This is a genomic window from Bacillus sp. M6-12 (assembly GCF_002860285.1).
Taxonomy (GTDB): domain Bacteria; phylum Bacillota; class Bacilli; order Bacillales; family DSM-1321; genus Peribacillus.
Genome location: NZ_PGVF01000011.1, coordinates 1 through 16,092, shown reverse-complemented (window position 1 = coordinate 16,092; position 16,092 = coordinate 1). Strand labels below are relative to the sequence as shown.

General features: G+C 42.0%; 12 protein-coding genes. All 12 read right to left on the bottom strand.

All coding sequences use genetic code 11. The features are described 5' to 3' along the window. Positions 1–45 precede the first annotated feature (45 nt). A complete protein-coding gene (locus tag CVD28_RS13400) occupies positions 46–1,275 on the bottom strand; it encodes an FAD-dependent oxidoreductase (RefSeq protein WP_101592878.1) in 1,230 nt (409 codons plus the stop codon). Positions 1,276–1,463: 188 nt separating this feature from the next. Beyond that, a complete protein-coding gene (locus CVD28_RS13395) occupies positions 1,464–2,654 on the bottom strand; it encodes an amidohydrolase family protein (RefSeq protein WP_101592877.1) in 1,191 nt (396 codons plus the stop codon). 18 nt (positions 2,655–2,672) lie between these two features. Then, positions 2,673–2,987: a hypothetical protein gene (locus tag CVD28_RS13390; protein ID WP_101592876.1), complete on the bottom strand. Its 315-nt coding sequence runs from the start codon at positions 2,985–2,987 to the stop codon at positions 2,673–2,675. Positions 2,988–3,001: 14 nt separating this feature from the next. After that, positions 3,002–3,364: a Rieske (2Fe-2S) protein gene (locus CVD28_RS13385; protein WP_180954160.1), complete on the bottom strand. Its 363-nt coding sequence runs from the start codon at positions 3,362–3,364 to the stop codon at positions 3,002–3,004. A 27-nt stretch (positions 3,365–3,391) separates the two neighbouring features. Beyond that, on the bottom strand, positions 3,392–4,594 hold the full coding sequence (locus CVD28_RS13380) for an MFS transporter (RefSeq protein WP_101592874.1): 1,203 nt from the start codon (positions 4,592–4,594) through the stop codon (positions 3,392–3,394). 35 nt (positions 4,595–4,629) lie between these two features. After that, on the bottom strand, positions 4,630–6,360 hold the full coding sequence (locus tag CVD28_RS13375; RefSeq protein ID WP_101592873.1) for a thiamine pyrophosphate-requiring protein: 1,731 nt from the start codon (positions 6,358–6,360) through the stop codon (positions 4,630–4,632). Positions 6,361–6,371: 11 nt separating this feature from the next. Next, complete coding sequence (locus tag CVD28_RS13370) at positions 6,372–7,814, bottom strand: aldehyde dehydrogenase family protein (protein ID WP_219621197.1); 1,443 nt, start codon at positions 7,812–7,814, stop codon at positions 6,372–6,374. Positions 7,815–7,835: 21 nt separating this feature from the next. Continuing rightward, a complete protein-coding gene (locus CVD28_RS13365; RefSeq protein ID WP_101592872.1) occupies positions 7,836–9,845 on the bottom strand; it encodes a TRAP transporter permease in 2,010 nt (669 codons plus the stop codon). A 94-nt stretch (positions 9,846–9,939) separates the two neighbouring features. Continuing rightward, on the bottom strand, positions 9,940–11,037 hold the full coding sequence (locus CVD28_RS13360; RefSeq protein ID WP_101592871.1) for a TAXI family TRAP transporter solute-binding subunit: 1,098 nt from the start codon (positions 11,035–11,037) through the stop codon (positions 9,940–9,942). A 1,076-nt stretch (positions 11,038–12,113) separates the two neighbouring features. Further along, positions 12,114–12,383 (bottom strand): YokU family protein, encoded by a 270-nt coding sequence (locus CVD28_RS13355; RefSeq protein ID WP_101592870.1) that lies wholly within the window; start codon positions 12,381–12,383, stop codon positions 12,114–12,116. A 15-nt stretch (positions 12,384–12,398) separates the two neighbouring features. Then, positions 12,399–13,829: a lysine 2,3-aminomutase gene (ablA, locus tag CVD28_RS13350; RefSeq protein ID WP_101592869.1), complete on the bottom strand. Its 1,431-nt coding sequence runs from the start codon at positions 13,827–13,829 to the stop codon at positions 12,399–12,401. Between the two features lie 135 nt (positions 13,830–13,964). Then, positions 13,965–15,398, bottom strand: coding sequence for a sigma-54 interaction domain-containing protein (locus CVD28_RS13345; protein WP_374702529.1), 1,434 nt, complete (start codon positions 15,396–15,398; stop codon positions 13,965–13,967). Positions 15,399–16,092 lie beyond the last annotated feature (694 nt).

The window sequence follows — 16,092 nt, the reverse complement described above, 5'->3', positions numbered from 1 at the left end:
TTGGAAACTAGTGCAACATTTTGTTTTCTCTGCTTTTTTTGCCGTTTAGCTGTTTTGCGTTGCCTTAGGGGGTTCTCCAATCCCTTGCTCACGGACTGCCGATATAAGTGAAGCACGAAGTAGCCACTTTTTAGCACTTTCCGGATTTGCAGCAGTATCAGCCATTTGCTTTTGCATTTTCAGACGATATTCAGGATCTTTTTCTTTCATTAAACTGGTATTCTTTTCCGTAATTTCTTTTACATAATCAAGAGCTACCTGACGGCGAACCTTATTATAGATTTGAAGTTCTTCTTCAAGCTGCTCTTCGTTTTCGCTTGACAATATCCGTACCAGCCTTCTGCTTAAATCAACGGCGTCATGTATACCGCTATTTAAACCAAGGCCTCCAAGCGGACTGTTGATATGAGCCGCATCCCCCATCAATACTACCCGGCCTTCATAAAACTTTTCTGCTACCCGCTGGTGTACACGATAAATCATCCGTTCAACGATTGGGAAAGTATCCTCCGTTTTCAGAGCCTTTTTAAATTGAAGCTGAATTCTTTCATCACTGAGAGCTTCTTCATCCGAAACAGATGGCGGAATTGGATATAATAATCTCCATGCTTCCGGAACTCTTAAAATAAAGAGGAATTCATCTGGATCAGAAATATAGTTCACATAAGCAAGATCAGGCAGATATTTTTCAAATGAAACCGGCGTACCTGATAGAAGAAATCTTTCTTCAAGCGTATAGCCCTCAAAAGTTAAGCCTAATAGTTTTCTTATAGAACTTCTTGCACCGTCTGCACCAAGAAGGAAGGATGCCTGCATTTCCTGCTCTCCTTCAGGCGTAAGGATTTTAATATTAACGCCATCTTTGTCCTGCGTGAATCCTATTACTTCCGAATTGAAGATGATTGTGGCGCCAGGACGTTCCTGCAAGCGTTCATAAACAACTTGGGTATATGTTGATTGAGGGCACTGCAATCTGAATGGATACTTTGTTTCATCTTTTAATAAGGTTGCGTCAAACTCAGCATATAAACCTGTTTGTCTATCACGATATTGGATGATAGGAGCCTTCAGTCCCCTTTTTAACAATTCGTCGGCCAGCCCTGTTGGTTCCAGCAGTTCCATTGTGCCAGGGTGGAAGGTCGAAGCCCTCCATTCCTTATTAGGAGAATCATTCTTTTCAATAACCAGAACTGGAATACTTTGCTGACTTAGGATTTCTGCTGCTGTTAATCCGACCGGACCCGCTCCCACAATCACTACAGGATTTTTTACCATTAAAATCTTCCTCTCTTTATTATCTGTGTGTTAACGAAATAAACACTACGTTAACATTAAAAATACCATATCACCTGCCAATCATCCCGTCAACTTTTTTAATGTTAATTATGAAAATTCTGAAAAATTATTTTCTGTTATGTAAACGCATTCCTGTAGGCAAGCGTAAAAGTAGATTTATCTTCAAATCATTTATAAACGGGCATGCCTTTTCTAGCGTGTAATTGAGGGTCCTTTATTCCAAATAAGTGTAAGGCATTCTCTCCCAAAATTTTTCTTTTTGCTTTTTCGCTAAGGAACGGAAGGTCATAAATGGTGCTTGGTGTATCAAAATCCTGATGTGGATAATCCGAAGCATATAATAATTGGTTTTCAGCATCAAAAGTCTTAAATACCATTTCCATTTCGTCCATATTTTCAAAGTATTCAAGGGGCTGGGAAGTGAAATAAAAATCTTTAATGTATTCGCTTGGCAGCTTTTTCAAAAGCGGAGCCTCAGATGATCTGAGCATATAATCACTATCAAGACGTCTCATAATGAACGGAATCCAGGATACCCCTGCTTCAATGAAAATGATTTTTAATTTAGGAAACCGTTCCGGGATGCCGTTAATCACAATATTTGTAAGCTGTATCATGTTGTAGAGCGGGAAGCCAAGGGCATGAGCTGAAAGAAAATTGTTAAATTGGGTAAAAGGCTTTTCCTGCCAGTGTGAAACTGTATGAAAGCCAAGTGGCATCCCCTTTTGCTCAAGCAATTCGTAAAGAGGCATATAGCTGTTATGATGGACTGGCTGGTAACGGACACTTGTGACCATAAAACCGATTACGCCTTTTTTATCAGCAAATTCTTCAACAAGTTTTATACAAGCTTTTGGATCTGAAAATGGCAGGTACAGCATTGTGGTTAACGAATCATCAAATGGCAATATTGCTTCTGTCATCCATCTAGCATAACCAAATGCGATTGCCACCTCCATCTCTGTCTGCGGATGCAGTCCTAGCGTAAGGAGGTCAGTCGGAAAAACAATACTATAGTCAATCCCCATTTTCCGGGAGCTGTCCAGGAGCGGATAAATCTGACGGGGCAATAATTCACTGTCTGGCTTTGGGAATGTATTGAAATGTTCTTTAACCTTTGTCCTGCCACCTAGTGTACGGTCCCCCAAATCAGCCGGCAATGTTGTTGTTGCAGCGCCAATACCTGCATACTTAAGCCGGTGCTTCCAGGGTTCGTCAACAAACTCCGCAACTTCCTTTAATGGCGTAGCAAAATAATGGCAATCTGCATCGAAAATCGGAAAATCGTACATCCCTTTTTTTATCGCTTGTTTCTGGGCATTATCCAAAAAATGATCATTAATATTTAAAGACGGCATATCTCTACCCCTTAACGTTTATTTCATGCTTCTCCACATCTGCAGCTCAAAGACTTCAATTTCCAATTGCTTTAGCAGCTGATCGACAAAAACCGCAGTATCGGTCTGTGTTATTTTATGCTTGCCCGGCAGAGGCTGGGTTGTATGGATAATCTCGTATTCATCAGAGCTTTGGACTTTTTTCGAATATAGTAAAATAGTATTATCCAGCAGTCTCTTAAGCTCATCACTTTCAAAGCTATTTAATAATTGATCAGGCAGCGCCTGTTCAAGCAGCTCATTTAATTCAAATAGTTTACTGCTGATTTCCTGAAGAAGCATATCATTCTGCAAAACGGATCCCCTCCCTACATTTCAATAAATACTTCATTGCACTTTGTAAAAGAGTTAAACTTGCGCAGTTTAAACCTTTTGCTAAATACGCTCTCTCCTGTTTTCAAATCATATTCAAATCCGTGCCAAGGGCAGACAAGGCGCAATTCATCTTCAGAAACACACTCCTTTTCCACTGTTTTATCTTCATTTAAGACCAGGCTGACTTTATTGAAGACTCCTCCCAGACATACAGGACCGCCTATATGGGCACAATTGTTTTCATATGCAAAGAGTTCTCCTTGCCATTTAATGATTCCGACTTCAATTCCTTCCAAAGCGACGGTATATGGTTCTTTTTCTATTAATTCATCAAAATTACAAACTTTAATGTCCAATCCAATTACTCCTTTTCTATTGAATTTTTAAATGACTGCATTACTGTTACTCGGATTTGCGCTTGCGTCCTTTTTTTCTTTCAGCATGGATATGATATAAACGGCTGCAAAGACAATCATTAATATGATAGAAATCCTATAAGTAGCAGAGTAATCAAGCCATTTTGTCAGGAGTCCTACAAACAACGCACCTATTCCAACGCCGAGGTCGAACGCGGAAAAATATGTTGCTGTTGCAATGCCTCTGCGCTCAGGTTTTGCACGGGTTATCGTCCAGGCCTGCAAGGTGGGTTGGATGGAGCCAAAACCTGATCCGTAAAATAATGCTGCGGTCATCAGCAAAGGGGTATTGCGAGAGATAGAAAGCATTAACAGACCTAACACTAATGCAGCCACACCCGGGAGCAAGACAAACTCACGCCCCCTTCTGTCAGTTATCCTGCCAACTATAGACCTTGTAATCATCATGAAAATGGCGGCTGCCAGAAAAAACCATCCAACATTTCTAATGCCTGCTTCCAAACCAAATAAAGGAAGGGAACTTAGGATCCCGCCATGAGCAAATGTTATCAGCATTATTAAAAACGCCGGCAATAGACTGCTTTTTTCAAATATAGATGCTTCCTTAACTCTTACTCTTTTGGATGGCTGCTCTAGAAGAGAAATATATCTGCTAAAAAAAAAGCTAAGTACTACTGAGGCGGTTGCGATAAAAAAGACAGAAGTAAAACCCCAATGGGTCATTACCCATATGCCCATCAAAGGGGCGAGCGCCATGCCCATATTAATAGAAAGGCCGAAGTATCCCATACCCTCGGCCCTTCTTTCCGCAGTAATATAATCTGACACAATTGTTGCGTACGCAGTAGTCGCCACTCCCCAGCCAACACCCTGTAAAATCCTGAGCAACAGAACCAAGGCTATCGAAAATGCCAATCCACAACTAAATACGGTAATAGTGAATACCAGCAGTCCAAATAAAAGAACATGCTTTTTATCCAGCACATCCAATGCACGACCAGCAAAAGGCCTGGTAATTAATGCGGATAATGTGAAGATGCCGACTACCAATCCTGCCTCCAACTTGGTTCCGTTCATCTCTATAACATAAACTGGCAGAGTGGGTGTTAACATATGAAAACCGAAAAACAAGAAAAAATTTGCCAAAGTAGTGAAGACAAAATCCTTTGTCCATAAAGGATTACTCATGTGGGCTGCTGGACATTTCATTGGTTTCCTTTCTCTCCATTTGGGATTCAAAGGTGTCAATCCTGCTGATACGATATTTGCTGAATCTTTACATCTATAACCGCAGAACGGCCGGACTTAACCGCATCGATACCGCTTCTTAACGCTTCCTCGACCCCATTGGGATCTGAAACCGTTAATGCCAGTGCTCCTCCTGCTGCTTCAGCAATCCTCGCCAAATCTGCTGGTTGGTCAAAATTCACCCAGAATTGGTCATCACGCTTTGCAATCCCGTCAGGATGGATTTTCAGAGTGTTATTTTTGGTGGCATTCCATCCCTGGTTATTAAAAATTACTGTTAAAAAAGGTGCATTATATCTTCGTGACATCCAGTGAACAGAGGCCGGAACACTGAACAAATAAGAACCATCACCTGTAAGACTGACGATCGTTTTATCTGGCTTTGCCAGTTTTGCTCCTAAAGCGCCTCCTCCATTCCATCCAAGAGACGATCCGCCATTACCAAACATCGTTCCAGGCTGGTTGCGGTCAATTTGCCGCGACACAGACCCGGAGTTAGTAATAGTTTCATTTAGAATAATCGTTTCTTCATCTATTACCTTATTTAGGCATGCTGTGACCCAATCCGGAGTAATTACACCATTAGAGGAAGGTATCGCAAGCGATTTCCAGTTTTCACGCTGCATCAGATGCCGCTTTTTCAATTGTTCAAACCGCTGCTTAATAGATTCCCTGTCAATATCCATCAAATCTGCATATTCATTAAGCTGGATAAGCGCCCGGTATGAATCGGCCTGAAACAAACCTTCTGAAGGAATATACGCCAGGGGCAGATCCGATTTTATCGGATCCGGATCTATATAAAATACCTTGCACTCTTCACCCGGCTTATTTACAGTCGGGACCCACGGAACATCTGAATCTATCACAAGGGCAGCGTCCGCATTGGAAATAAGGTCTCCTCCCTCAAATCCTAAATGAAGGGAGTGATCAGTTGGAAAGTTCATATAGCTTGCATTTACTTCAATTACAGGAATAGCCAGTTTTTCACAAAAACGGACAAGCAGTTCCACACTTTCTGTATTTCTGCCTAGATAGGATGTTACCAACACAGGATTTTTTGCATTTGCTAGGGATCTTACAATTTGTTCCACACCTTCATCAGAGAGTGGCACTCTTTCTATAGGCCTCCATTTTCGGGATTTGTCTTCAGTGATAGGAACATCCTCTTCCAGAACCTCTCTTGCACCAGTCAAATAGACAGGCCCTTTGGGTTCCGTATTGGCTATCTGCATCGCACGATAAACCAGCTGTTTGACATTTCTCCCGGTACGGATATCATATTCCCACTTTACATAAGGCCTGACAATTCCCCGCTGATCGTATACATTCTGCAGATAATTAATGTGTGAATTGCGGCTTCCTGGCAGTTCCCCTTCCATTGTACTCGGTGTTTCACCTGAAAAGATGAATACGGGGACACGTGTACGGGCCGCGTTATGCAAACTTCCTCCAAGATTCTGGGTGCCCACATCCGTATGTACAAAAACTCCCTGTGCCTCACCACTTACCTGATAATGACCGATTGCCGCACTTAAGGCCACATATTCATGAGGACAAATAATCACCTGCGGCAGCTTCTTGCCTAACGCTTTCGCTTTCGCCATACCTTCAATAATCCCTGGATGATCACTTCCAAGGTTACTGAACAAAAACGAAACTCCTATTTCCTGACATGCTTCCAACAATGCATCGGAAGCCGTGTAACGGGTCAACTTTTGATCCATGCCTTTTCCCCCTAGCCAATCACCTTGTGATAATTGATTCCATGTGTTTCGGTAAACTCATCAAAAATCATCTCCGAGTTTTCCCTTCCGATCCCGCTCTGTTTGACACCGCCAAAAGGGATATATTTATGTCCCAGCGGTGTCTGACCTGCACCATTAATAAAGGTCATTCCCGCTTCAATCTGCCTTGCAATCTTTAATCCTTTTTCAAAATCCGATGTCCAAACGGAAGAGCCAAGTCCATATTCACTGTCATTAACCATTTGGATAACTTCTTTTTCTGTTCGATAAGAAATTAAGGGGATGATAGGACCGAACTGTTCACAAGCGACTATTTCCTGTAACGGATCTACATCCCTTACTACTATAGGTTTCAGGTAATAGCCATTTTCCCAATTCTCAGGTTCCAGCTTTGTACCAAGTTCCACCAATCGTGCTGGACTTTGCTTGATTCTTTCAATCAAATGCTGCACATTTTCGTATTGATTGCGGTTATTCATTGGGCCAAAAGTGGTCCGTTCATCTAATTGATGGCCAATCTTATATTCCTTGGTAAGTTCACACATTCTATCGAAAAACTCATCATACTTGGAATCGGGAACATAAATTCTTTTTATCGCATAGCAGAATTGGCCCGAACGGCGGAAAACCCCGTTTACGACTTTTGGTACAACATCATCAAAATTGGCATCCTTCAGAATAATGGCAGGGTCATTTCCGCCCAGTTCTAAGTGGATTCCCTTAAGTGTATCTGCAGCAGCTTTCATCACATGTTTAGCAGTAGCTCCTCCGCCTGTAAAGGATATCTTTCTCACAAGACGGTGTGCAGTTAATGCATTTCCAACATCTCCATCACCATGGATAACATTGATGACTCCCGGCGGAAAGAATTCCGCCGCCATCTTCAGAATCATAGTTACCCCGATCGGAGCAAAAGGAGAAGGTTTAAAAACCATTGTATTACCTGCAATAAGGGCAGGTGCCAATTTTTGCATCGTCAGTACTACAGGTGCATTCCATGGAACAATACCTGCAATCACACCCATTGGTTTCTTTTCTACACTAACCCAGCCGGACTCGTCTTCAAATATCTTCGGCTGAAAGTGATTTTCAGCAAGGTCCACAATATTTTTGATTCCTGATACAGCCATTCCAATTTCTAATCTGGTTGCGTTAACAAGCATTCCATTCTCTTTTGAAACAACCTTTGCCACCTTTTCTGTTTCTGCAGAAAGTTTGTCTGCAACCTTAAGCAAGAGAGAAATCCGTTCTTCAAGCGGCGTTTTTTTCCAGGATAGAAAGGCTCGATGTGCGGCTTGGACAGCTTTGTCTACATGCATAGGAGTACCCTTTGACACTGTGCCCACAATATCAGTAAGACGTCCCGGATCCTTTACTTCAATATACTCATCTGTTTCTATATCCTGATTATTGATAAACATATGCGCTCTCAAATCTTTACCCCCCTCTCAGCCTTAAACCACCGTTTTTATTGGCAGTTCCTCCTGAACATTTCCTCGTGTTCTCCACTCATTGATCATGAAGAATACTGTTAGCACGAAAGCAACACCGTTAAGTATATGACTGTACTCCCAAACTGAGATAGGGACAAAGAGACAAACTGCTAATACAGCGACAACAATTCGTTTGACCGTACTTATTTTTCTAAAGAAAAATCCTTCCAGTGCCATGGCCATTAAGTAGCAGCCAAGCACCATGGTACCAATCGTAACAATACTTTCACCAAGAGGTACGATTGCCTCTTTACGGATCAGCATTTCAGGGGCATACACGAACAAAAATGGCACCAGGTAACCTATGATACCAAGCTGCATGGCCTGGAACCCAATTTTGTTCGGGTTCTCCTTTGCGATTGGAGCTGCAGTGAAACAAGCCATTGCAACTGGAGGAGTAAAATTCGAGACTATAGAGAAATAAAAAACAAATAAATGTGCTGAAAGTTGGTCGACACCCAGTTCTACTAGAGTAGGAGCCACCAATACTGACACAAGTGCATATGCTGCAACCGATGGCATACCCATCCCCAAAATAATTGAAACAATAGCACTTAATACCAGAAGTACAAATAAACCATATTCTGCAAAGCTGGATAAAATCAGTCCAAGATTGAAACCTAAACCTGTTACACCGGTAATCCCTACTACTAAACCGGCGGCCGCCAGCACTATACCGATTTCCAGCATCGTTTTTCCGGTATCTACAAACATTTGAGGAATAAGGCTGACGATTTTTTGCCTTGTCGTTTTCTCAAATGACAAAAAGATAATTGCAATCCCGGAAGCATAAAGACCTGCAATCGCTGGAGAAGTACCGAGAAAAAATAGGAAGTAAATCAAAGAACCTAAAGTAGGTACAATCATCCACCCTTTTTTCATTACTTGAGTAAAGACTGGAATATTCTCTTTACTTAATCGTTTTAACTGTCTTCGGCCAGCAATAAAATCCACCTGGAAAAATAAACAAATGTAAAACATCAAAGCTGGAACGAGTGCAGCTAAAGCCACATCCGTGTATGGTACACCCAGTGTTTCGGCAATGATGAATGCCGCAATACCCATTACAGGCGGCATGATTTGCCCCCCAGTTGACGCAACGGACTCCACCGCCCCAGCCTGTGCAGCTGTATAGCCATTTTTCTTCATTAAAGGAATCGTGACATTTCCGGTTAGGATAACGTTGGCCACCGGTCCCCCCGTAATCGTCCCAACCAGACTTGATCCAAGAACGGCGGCCTTCGCTGGCCCTCCTCTAAATCTTCCAAATGCAGAAATGGCAATGTCGTTCAGAATATCTGCTCCGCCAAACAACAGCAATATTTGTCCGAAAAAGATAAAACTTAGGGCTAATGTTGCAGCAACGTTCAGCATGCTTAGTAAACTATTAGAATCCAGATACATATAACTGAATAATTGTTCTACAGAAGTGCCTGTACCTTTAAAAACTCCTGGAAAATGAGGGGCAAAGAAACCGTATGCCATAAAAATAAGCACAACAATCAATAATCCTTTACCGAGGACACGGCGAATGGCTTCTAATATTAATAGAATAGCAATTACACTTAAAATAAAACGGCCAGTTGTTACTGTTCCGATATCGAGAACAATGGTAGGATAATAGATCACTATATATAACCCTGCATTTAAACCGAGGGCTGCCAGAATCCAATCATACCAAGGTACACTTTCCTTGGATGCCCGGCTATTAATTGGAACACTCAGAAAGATTGCGGAAAGAAATAAACCAAAAAATAAACCAATATACTGCTCAGCGTATAAACTAAGACCCAATCTTTGATGAATACCTAAAATATAGAGCAGACCAGATACAGGAATTAAAGCTAATAAGATATTCCACAAATTTTTAACTGACCTGCTTTTGAAAACACGGTATTTGCGAAATTCTATATCCGGCTCCAATAGGACTTGGCCAGATTCTTCATTACTATTTGCATTATTGGCCGTCATGTTTAAACTCCTTTCTTATAAAATGTCGACCCCCTAAATCTAGGCAGGCCGACACTATTCCTTTTTTTATTCGTACCTTAAGGCTGTAAATCTTTTATTCAGCTTGCTTTAGCAGCTCCTGCTGGATTTTCTCTACTTCATCGTTCCAGAGACCCTTATCCTTAAAGAACTTAACAGCTCCCGGATGGTACGGGATAGTTGGGTTCGGATCGAACATTGTTTCAGGAACCCATGTTTTTAACCAAAGATGGATTGGATGAAGCTCTTTGTAGTTTTCCCACAATGTTTCCATCAGTTCGTATACTGATTCGTCTGACAACTGAGCAGCAGCAACAAGCTGGGAAGGGTATTCAATTCCGACTCCATCTTCTGCAATGTAACCGTTCGCTTTTACAACAGCCAATCTTACTCCCGGTACTACCGATGTGATTTCATCCACCTTTTCCTGTGGAATATCTGTAATCGCCTCAGGTTTTACATCATCAATGAAATTAATCGATTTTAAACCGACCGCGTTATGGACTTCCTGAACAATTGGTGTAGTTGGGGTTAGTGCGAACGCCGCGTCCACTCTGTTATCCTGAAGAGCTTCTATTCCTGCAGCAGTAGTAGGAATCGGCACTTTTTGCACATCATCCCAGGAAAGACCGTTAGCTTTTAACGTCGCTTCAAGGACCATCTTTGCAATTGCTGAACCAGGATAGTCAGCTGCTACCCGCTTCCCTTTCAAGTCAGCAATCGTTTTGATATTGGAATTCTTTCGAACTGCTGCCCCTGTTACACCCAGGTAATTCCCCCTGACAACCAGCCGCATATTTTCAGTTCGTTTATAACCATTTTCCCCCTTAAATGCCCAGACCATATCCGGCCCGGAACCAACTCCCAATTCAATCTCGCCCTTATTCATTTGCGGTCCCCAAGCGCTTACGCCGTTTGATGGTTTTACTGAAACTTTAAGCGATGAATTTGTGCTTATGACTTTAGCCAGCCCATTTCCAATTGAATTATAGGACACGCCAACTGGAGTAGTACCAATACTGAGAACCTTGTTGCCGCTTTTTGATGAGTTCTTTTTTTCTGTTGAAGCGGTCTCCGTATCACTTTTAGCCCCTCCGCATGCTGTTACAAAAATCATCATCAATATTAATGTTAAAATTCCAACCGCCTTTTTACTAACCAGTATTGCCCCCATTTCTTCCGCTCCTTTTTAGTTAAATTGAACACAAAGTCAAGGAATTTTAAGCGCTTACATTTTATTGATTCGACACCTCCAAGCAACATCTCGTTATAATTGTTAACATTTAGTTTCTTAATTAACATTACCATGGTGAAAATATAATTGTCAAAATATTTTTAAAAGTTTAATATTACAAACTATTAATTAGTTTTTTAAGAATAATTTTTTACGCCAACAAAAATTAGTTTTAACATTAGTAAAGTTTAAAAAGCTTGTCTAATCATTTTATTAGTATAAAAAAAACCTCAATATTTTTTCATTTTTAAAAGAGATAGAATACTATCCTATTAATTTCAAAAAAGGGTTTCTAAAAAGTCCTTAAAACACAAAAAAAGCTGATGAAAAACAGGTCGTTTTCGCCAGTTTCTTTTGTCGGGATCGGTGAGTTATAAGTGGCTAGGCGGATGCCCGCCACTTTAATCATGTTGTGGGCGGGTGCCACGATGTCGTACTCGATAGGCACCTTATCATGTCCTCGAAGAGCAAACTGGCAGAACGATGATTGCCCTTGATATGGCCAAAAACCCTTTCTACCTCAGCCTTCCGTCGGGCATAAATGGCGGCTTTGTCCTCACATTCAAGGGGCTGCCTTACCTTTGCTTTCATTTCTTAAAATAAAGTTTTCCAAAAAACCTGGCGGTTACACTTACTTTTGGTACAGAGTAATTTCAATGGACAGTTTGTACAATCCCCGTATTCATAAATTTTGTGGCCTTATTCGTGTCCGGATGCATTTTTGGCTGGTTTGCGTGGTATAATTCTCAATAGTAGTCGATAGGATTGCTCCTAAAAATCGTCCTTTTCTAGATTGTTTGGGTGGTAACTTACAGTTACTAGAAGTGACGGTTTTTTTGTGTTTTTTTTGAATAAAAAAGAAGCAGTCCGAAAGTATAAACCGACTTTCGGGACAGCCCCATACCTGATATTCTATTTTTTATATTTAATGCTCGCCCGGGCAATTGAGACACTGACTTCTCTTATACAGTTTGTGTCTGATAAGATAATTTCGTAGAAGTATCTATATATCAAGACTAAAAATCAAAGTAATTTCTCTTCAGCAGCCTAGGAAGAGACATCAATTTTTGATAATGAATAACTTTATCTATCTTCTTTGTATCTATTAAAAATAGCTGATCCTCGATTTCTTTTGTTATTTCATCAGTCTGATAGACCATTTCACATCCTGAACAGATTACGGCTGGGGTCCCGGTTATCTCAATCGCTCGGGTTCCGTCAGGAAGTTCCCAATATACTGTATCTTCTCCTTTGGCTGCCTCACTTCCACACCAATCACATTTCATTTCCCTTGAGCCTCCTTAATCAGTTTCTGAAATGTTCTCAGCATCCGCTTTATTAGCCCCTGAAAGTTTGCTCTGCTGTGACAGGAACTTCTTTTCCTTCATTTCATCACGTTTTTCCCGTTTAGCTTTTAAGGAAGTATGTTCCGGATCTTCCTGATACTTATGGCGCCGGTCCAATCTCTGCAGGTTTTCCGGTATCAAGTTAAACTTAGATTCATTCATAACGGCCGCAATTCCGGTGTTCGATTTCTTATTCTCGTAATCTGGATAAACTTCTTTAAAATAGTCCTCTGCACGGCCTGCGATGTAGTTTTCAGGTTCCGGATAGGAGGTAATGACGCCCTCAAAGTTTCTTAATATTACTTTATCTGGACTCTGTGAAATCAAGTAGTTTGGCTGAAGAGCGATCTTCCCTCCCCCGCCCGGAGCATCTACAACAAAAGTAGGTACGGCATAACCCGAGGTATGGCCGCGCAGCCCCTCGATAATTTCCAGCCCTTTCGAAACAGGAGCCCTGAAATGGCTGATTCCTTCCGATAAGTCACATTGATAAATATAATAAGGCCGGACACGGATTTTCACTAAGTCATGCATCAGTTTTTTCATAATAGCTACACTGTCATTGATTCCTGAAAGAATAACTGATTGGTTTCCGATCGGCACCCCTGCATTGGCAAGCATTTCACAGGCTTTTTTTGATTCTTCAGTAATCTCAATGCTGGTATTGAAATGAGTATTGAGCCAGATAGGATGATACTTTTTTAATATATTGCAAAGGTTATCTGTAATCCGCTGCGGAAAAACAACTGGTGCCCGGGTGCCTATCCGGATTATTTCAACATGCGGAATTTCCCGGAGATTTTTTAAAATGTACTCAAGTATGGTGTCATTGATAAGCAGGCCGTCACCCCCGGAAATCAAGACATCCCTTACCTGAGGAGTTTCCCTGATATATCCAATCGCTGCATCAAGCTGCTTTTTCGGGACACCCATGCCAATTTGGCCCGAAAAACGCCGCCTTGTACAATACCTGCAATACATTGAGCACTGGTTTGTAACAAGGAATAGAACTCTGTCCGGGTACCTGTGTGTCAGTCCAGGCACCGGGGAATCCTCATCTTCATGGAGCGGGTCCTCCATATCATACTTTGTTTTATACATTTCCTTTGAAATCGGAACAGATTGCATTCTAATCGGGCAGCGGGGATCGTCCGGATTCATTAGCGAAGCATAGTAGGGAGTGATATTGAGGGGTATCGTTTTAACTGATATCCTGACTCCTTCCTCTTCCTCTTTTGTAAGGTTGATTATTTTCTTTAAATCCTCAATAGTCCGGATTGTATTGGTCAGCTGCCAGAGCCAATTGTTCCATTGTTCTTCAGTGACATCCTTCCAAAGTTCAAATTCTTTCCAGTGCTTTTTTGGTTTATATAAATCATGCAGCATAGCAATTCCTCCATTAGGTTTGATACTAACTATTAATGCAAGTTTCGTGCCAAAGTTTAAGAAAATAATTAAGAAAGCGGGAAATTTACAATAAAAAAACTCAATCAGCAAAATATTGATTGAGCAGAATATGACTTAATTTTTTGAATTACTGTCCAGTATGTAATGTGAATCCCCTTCCATCCCATGCTTCGCAAGCTTATATTGAAGCGTTTGCCGCGGAATGCCAAGCAGCTTGGCTGATTGCAGAATGTTTCCGCTTGTTTGCAGCAGCGCTTTGTTTATTAATTCAACTTCCGCGTCCCGAAGCGCTTTTCGAAGTGAAGGAAAAACCTTGTCAGCCCCCGCTTTTTTACCCGCCCCTGAAAAAGATCCGGGCAGCTCAATGGCTGTAAGCACGTCAGCTTCACATACATTCATCATATATTCAATCGTATGTTTTAGCTCTCTGACATTGCCGGGCCAGTTGTAGCGGACAAAAACTGCTGAAACTTGTTCATCTATACCTTGAATGTTCAAGTTCAGATTTGTGTTAAACATAGAAATAAAGTGCTCGGTCAGCAGCAATATGTCCTTTTTGCGGTTCCTTAAAGGCGGAAGCTCATAGCGCAGGACATTCAATCTGAAAAATAAATCGGATCGGATGATCTTTTCCTCCAGTGCTTGTTCAGGCATGATATTCATTGCTGCAATCACTCGTACATCTACGGGAATACTTACCGCTCCCCCTACCCGCCTTACCTGGCCATCCTCCAGCACTCGAAGCAGCTTTGCCTGAAGCTCCACAGGCATAGAATTCAGTTCATCAAGGAAAAGAGTGCCTCCGTTTGCAAGTTCGAATAAGCCAGGCCTCTCCAAAGCTCCAGTATAGCTGCCCTTTGCCGTTCCAAATAAGAGGCTTTCCAGCAATGATTCTGGAAGGGCAGCACAATTCTGGGCGATAAACGGTCCCTTTCTTCTATAAGACTCGTTGTGGATCCCCTGGACAAATAACTCCTTGCCAACTCCGCTTTCCCCATAAACGAGAACAGGAGAAGATGTTTTTCCCGCTTTTCTTCCCCGCGAAATCACAGTTCTGAATACAGGATCATTAGTAATAATGGAATCGAATGTATAAATGGCACCATTATTTGAACTTTTCGGCTTTTCTTTCCGCTTTACTTTGCTTTCAAGATCAAGCAGTCTTTCTGACAGCATTCTCAGGCGGGAATAATCCTTGGCAATTTCAACCGCACCGATCAATTTGCCTTTTACATAAATGGGCAAAGTTGTATTCATTGTTTCCGCTTTTTCCCCGTGAAGATTCAAATATGATTGGCTTTCATGGTATATTGGCTTGCCCCTATCGATAACCTGTAGAAGTGTAGAGGTTTTTCTTGTTAAGGAAGGAAACACTTCAAGCAGCGGCTTTCCAAGCACTTCGGCGATTTTCATCCCATCAAGACGAGCCGCTACTTCATTATAAAAAATGGTTTTGCCTTGTAAATCTATTACATGGATTCCTTCGTCAATTGATTTTAAAATGGCCTCCAGCACTTCATTTGTAATATTTAAACTTTTTTCCGGCACCATCCCACTCCTTTATTAGCAAAATAAGAAAATACAACTTTTAAAGTGCAGATGTTTAGCGGAAGCGCCCAGCCACGACGCACAGGACAAGGAACGCTGCGGCAGCGATACATCGCACGAAACAAAGCCACAGCTTTGTGAGGATGTGCTAGTGCCGACGTCGCCACAGGACGAAGATTGTAACACGGTTTATGTTGCAACACTGGCGATCTTAGTCGGCCTCGAGTGTTGTTACCAAGTGCCGTTACAATCTTTTGTTGCGATAAAGTGTCCTTCGCAACCCTGGTCATAAGCCAATCACTTCCGAAGGCAAAAAGCGCCTTCTGTCAGTGCTCGTCTTATGCTTGTCGGACTTGCACAGGATGTGCTGGCGTCGACGATTGGCACAGGACGTGCCAGAACTTAGTCGACGTTCCTTTGTGAGGATGTGGGTCAGAACGGCGTTGCCACAGGACGAAGGTTGTAACACGAATTTAGTTACAACACTGGCGACTTTAGCCGTTCTTCCTCTGACCAGGGTGCTTCCGCTTTTCTCTGATGTCCAGCTCCAGCGCCCAGCCCCTCGAGGTCATTAGCCAATCACTTCCGAAGGCAAAAAGCGCCTTCTGTCAGCGCTCGTCTTATGCTTGTCGGGGCTGACCAGGGCGCTTCCGCTTTTCTTTCCTTGTTACATGTATATGAGCGAGTGCCGGAA